Raw genomic sequence first — 4,104 nt, 5'->3', positions numbered from 1 at the left:
TAGGCCCGGTAAGCGCAGCGCCACCGGGCAAAACGCATTAAGCCTGCTGCTTCTTATCGTGCTGGCGGTTAACCCAGGTATTGATAATCAGCGTCACGATCAGAATGCCAAACACCACGCCGAGCGAAATGGCGATCGGGATATGGTAGAAATCGACGATCAGCATCTTGATACCGATAAACACCAGGATCACCGACAGGCCGTACTTCAGCATGGAGAAGCGCTCCGCCGCGCCCGCCAGCAGGAAGTACATCGCGCGCAGGCCGAGGATGGCGAACAGGTTAGAGGTCAGGACGATGAACGGGTCGGTGGTCACCGCGAAAATGGCCGGAATGCTGTCCACGGCGAAAATCACGTCGCTCAGCTCAACCAGAATCAGCACCAGCAGCAGCGGGGTGGCAAACAGCAGGCCGTTCTTGCGCACGAAGAAGTGCTCGCTCTCGATCTTGTCGGTCATGCGCAGATGGCCGCGGATCCACTTCACCAGCGGGCGATCGCCAATCGCGGAGCCGTCCTCTTTCGCCAGCGCCATTTTGACCCCGGTGAACAGCAGGAACGCGCCGAAGACGTATAGCAGCCACTCGAACTGGGTAATCAGCCAGCTGCCAGCGAAGATCATGATGGTACGCAGGATAATTGCGCCCAGCACGCCGTACACCAGCACGCGACGCTGCAGAGCCGCAGGCACGGCGAAGTAGCTGAACAGCATCAGCCAGACGAAGACGTTATCAACCGCCAGGGCTTTTTCAATCAGATAGCCGGTGAGGAAGGCGAGCGCCTGAGGATCGGCCACCGCGCGGCCTTCGGTCGAGGCCAGATACCACCAGAAGGCGGCGCAGAAGAGCAGGGAGAGAGTAACCCAGACCAGCGACCAGGCGGCGGCCTGTTTCATGGTCATGCCGTGCGCGCCGCGACGGCCCTGCAAAAAGAGGTCGATCGCCAGCATGATGAGCACGACAACCGCGAATCCGCCCCACAACATTGGAGTGCCGACAGAATGCATACTATTTTCCTTACACATAAAAAACAAAAACGGCCATGGTCAGAAGACGATAGCCGTTAGCTTTTTATGCATAGACCTCGCCTTCCGGCAAGGTCTCACTTACAACCACGAGGGTTGCCCGGCGACCGGATGCGGTATTGCACGCATCGTAATGACGATCCACCGGCGAAGAAGTTACTCCCCTTTGCAGGTAACAAAATATGTCAGACCATCGGTTTCGTCAATGGTCTGCGCCGTTTCATTACACAGCTTTACGCGATAACTTCCGCGCTCACGCCGTCTGCCGGGAACACCACGCCGGTCTGACGGCGGATCTCCGTTTGCAGCTTCGCCGTGGTGCGGCTCACCGCAAGGCCTGGGTGATTCACTTCGTTGTCTTCCACCAGACGGGCGAAGACCTCTGCCTCATAGAGCATAGTGTTAATATGCTGAGGCTGCGTCAGCTCCTGCGCTTTGCCGCCACGCGGGACAAAGCTCACCTTCTGGCACTCGGAGATCTTCTCGATAACCAGCGAGCCCGCTTCGCCCTGAATTTCGCTCGGCAGGACAGAATCGCTCACCTTGGAGTGCTGCAGCGTCACGCTGAAATCACCGTAATCCAGCACCGCGACACCGTGCGCATCCACGCCGCTCTCCAGCAGGCTGGCGGTGGCCGTGACGCCGTGCGGCTCGCCCCACAGGGCCACGGCAGAGGCCAGGCAGTAGAAACCGATATCCATAATCGAGCCGTTCGAGAAGGCCGGGTTAAAGGTGTTCGGGTTCTCGCCGTCGAGATAGCGCTGGTAGCGCGACGAGTACTGGCAGTAGTTGATAAACGCTTTGCGCACTTTGCCCACCTTCGGCAGGGACTGCTGCAGCAGCAGGAAGTTCGGCAGGCTGGCGGTTTTGAACGCTTCGAACAGCACCACCTGGTTTTCGCGGGCAAGCGCGATGGCGGCTTCCACTTCTTCGATGTTCGACGCCAGCGGCTTCTCGCAAATCACATGCTTTTTATGGCTGAGGAACAGCTTCGTTTGCGGGAAGTGCAGGGCGTTCGGGCTGGCGATATAGACCGCGTCAATGGCGTCACTTTGCGCCATCTCTTCAAGTGAGGTGAAGAGATGCTCGACGAGGTAATCGTTGGCAAAACTCTGCGCCTGCTCAAGGCTGCGGGAATAGACTGCGGTAAGTTTCAGTTTGCCGGTTTCGTGGGCGGCGTCGACGAACTGGCGCGTGATCCAGTTCGTTCCAATGACTGCGAAACGTATCATAAACGTTTACGTACTCCGTAGCGGGGAACCTTTAGCCACTGTAGCACGTCATCATGACAATTCGCGTGCGCTATTCCGCATTACCTTTTAACGATAAATGCGTAAGCCACAGCCGGGTATCAAACTCCAGCTGGTGGTACTGCGGCTCCATATGGCAGCACAGAGAATAGAACGCTTTGTCGTGCTCTTTCTCTTTCAGGTGTGCGAGTTCGTGCACCACAATCATCCGCAGAAAGGCTTCCGGCGCGTTGCGAAAAACCGTCGCGACGCGGATTTCGGCCTTCGCCTTCAGCTTGCCGCCCTGCACGCGGGAGACGGCGGTGTGCAGGCCGAGCGCGTTTTTCAGCACGTGGATCTTGTTGTCGTACATCACCTTGTTGATCGGCGGCGCGCTCTTCAAATACCGGTTTTTCAGATCCTGCGTATACTGCCAGAGGGCTTTATCGGTCGCGAAATCGTGGGTGCCGGGGTAGCGTTTTTCCAGCACCGCGCCGAGCTTCTGCTCGGCAATCAGGCTGCGAACCTGAGAAAGTAAATGCTCCGGGTAGCCCTGGAGATAAGTAAGTTGGTTCATCAACGCCCCAAATCGACAATAAAACGGGTATACTCACGCACCCTTTTCAGGGATACGCCAAATTTTACCATTCAGGAGGGCCGATGAGCCACTTAGACAACGGTTTCCGTTCACTCAACCTTAAACGTTTCCCGGAAACGGACGACGTTAACCCGCTTCAGGCGTGGGAAGCGGCGGATGAATATCTGCTGCAGCAGTTGGATGACACTGAAATCCGCGGCCCGGTTTTGATCCTGAATGACGCCTTCGGCGCGCTGGGCTGCGCCCTGGCGGAGCACACGCCGTACAGCATCGGCGATTCCTACTTAAGCGAGCTGGCGACGCGTGAAAACCTGCGCCATAACGACATCGACGAATCCAGCGTGAAGTTCCTCGACAGCACCGCGGACTACCCGCAGGCGCCGGGCGTGGTGCTCATCAAAGTGCCAAAAACCATGGCGCTGCTGGAGCAACAGCTGCGCGCGCTGCGTAAGGTCGTCACGCCAGAAACCCGCATCATCGCGGGTGCCAAAGCGCGTGATATTCACACTTCGACGCTGGAGCTGTTTGAGAAGGTCCTTGGCCCAACCACCACGACGCTGGCCTGGAAAAAAGCGCGCCTGATCAACTGTACGTTCGCCGCACCCGAGCTGGCCGACGCGCCGGACACGCTGAGCTGGAAACTGGAAGGGACCGACTGGACCATCCACAACCATGCGAACGTCTTCTCCCGTACCGGTCTGGATATCGGGGCGCGTTTCTTTATGGAACACCTGCCGGAAAATCTGGAAGGGGAAATTGTCGATCTGGGCTGCGGCAACGGTGTGATTGGCCTGACGCTGCTGGCGAAGAACCCGGAGGCCAGCGTGGTGTTCAGCGACGAATCGCCGATGGCGGTGGCCTCCAGCCGTCTGAACGTTGAAACGAACATGCCGGACGCGCTGGACCGCTGCGAGTTTATGATCAACAACGCGCTGTCGGGCGTAGAGCCTTTCCGCTTCAACGCTGTGTTCTGTAACCCGCCGTTCCACCAGAAGCACGCCCTGACGGATAACGTCGCCTGGGAGATGTTCCACCACGCGCGCCGCTGCCTGAAGATTAACGGCGAGCTGTACATCGTGGCGAACCGCCACCTGGACTACTTCCACAAGCTGAAGAAGATTTTCGGCAACTGCGTCACCATTGCGACCAATAACAAGTTCGTGGTGCTGAAGGCGGTGAAGCTGGGACGTCGTCGGTAAGGTTGTTTTGCCCGGTGGCGCTGCTGTATGACCGGATACATAGGTGACAGATCAGAC

Annotated in this window: 4 protein-coding genes; 1 reads left to right on the top strand and 3 read right to left on the bottom strand. The window is 57.9% G+C overall.

Going from position 1 to position 4,104, the window contains the following annotated elements; translation table 11 throughout:
• Window positions 1–37: 37 nt before the first annotated feature.
• The 3 genes from HMPREF3143_RS02585 to HMPREF3143_RS02575 form a co-directional block, all read right to left on the bottom strand.
• Window positions 38–1,003 (bottom strand): TerC family protein, encoded by a 966-nt coding sequence (locus HMPREF3143_RS02585; protein ID WP_021242367.1) that lies wholly within the window; start codon window positions 1,001–1,003, stop codon window positions 38–40.
• A gap of 251 nt (window positions 1,004–1,254) precedes the next feature.
• Entirely contained in the window at window positions 1,255–2,253 is a 999-nt protein-coding gene (locus tag HMPREF3143_RS02580) for a Gfo/Idh/MocA family protein (RefSeq protein ID WP_063418640.1), read from the bottom strand.
• Window positions 2,254–2,323: 70 nt separating this feature from the next.
• Window positions 2,324–2,827: a YgjP-like metallopeptidase domain-containing protein gene (locus HMPREF3143_RS02575; RefSeq protein ID WP_008503152.1), complete on the bottom strand. Its 504-nt coding sequence runs from the start codon at window positions 2,825–2,827 to the stop codon at window positions 2,324–2,326.
• An 83-nt stretch (window positions 2,828–2,910) separates the two neighbouring features.
• Between HMPREF3143_RS02575 and rlmG the strand changes: the two genes are divergently transcribed.
• Window positions 2,911–4,047, top strand: coding sequence for a 23S rRNA (guanine(1835)-N(2))-methyltransferase RlmG (gene rlmG, locus HMPREF3143_RS02570; protein WP_023294627.1), 1,137 nt, complete (start codon window positions 2,911–2,913; stop codon window positions 4,045–4,047).
• Window positions 4,048–4,104: the final 57 nt, after the last annotated feature.

Origin of the sequence: Enterobacter sp. HMSC16D10, from assembly GCF_001807145.1 — a bacterium.
GTDB classification, from domain to species: domain Bacteria; phylum Pseudomonadota; class Gammaproteobacteria; order Enterobacterales; family Enterobacteriaceae; genus Enterobacter; species Enterobacter roggenkampii.
Note: the sequence above shows the minus strand (reverse complement) of the source record. Positions and strands in the feature narration are given on the sequence as shown.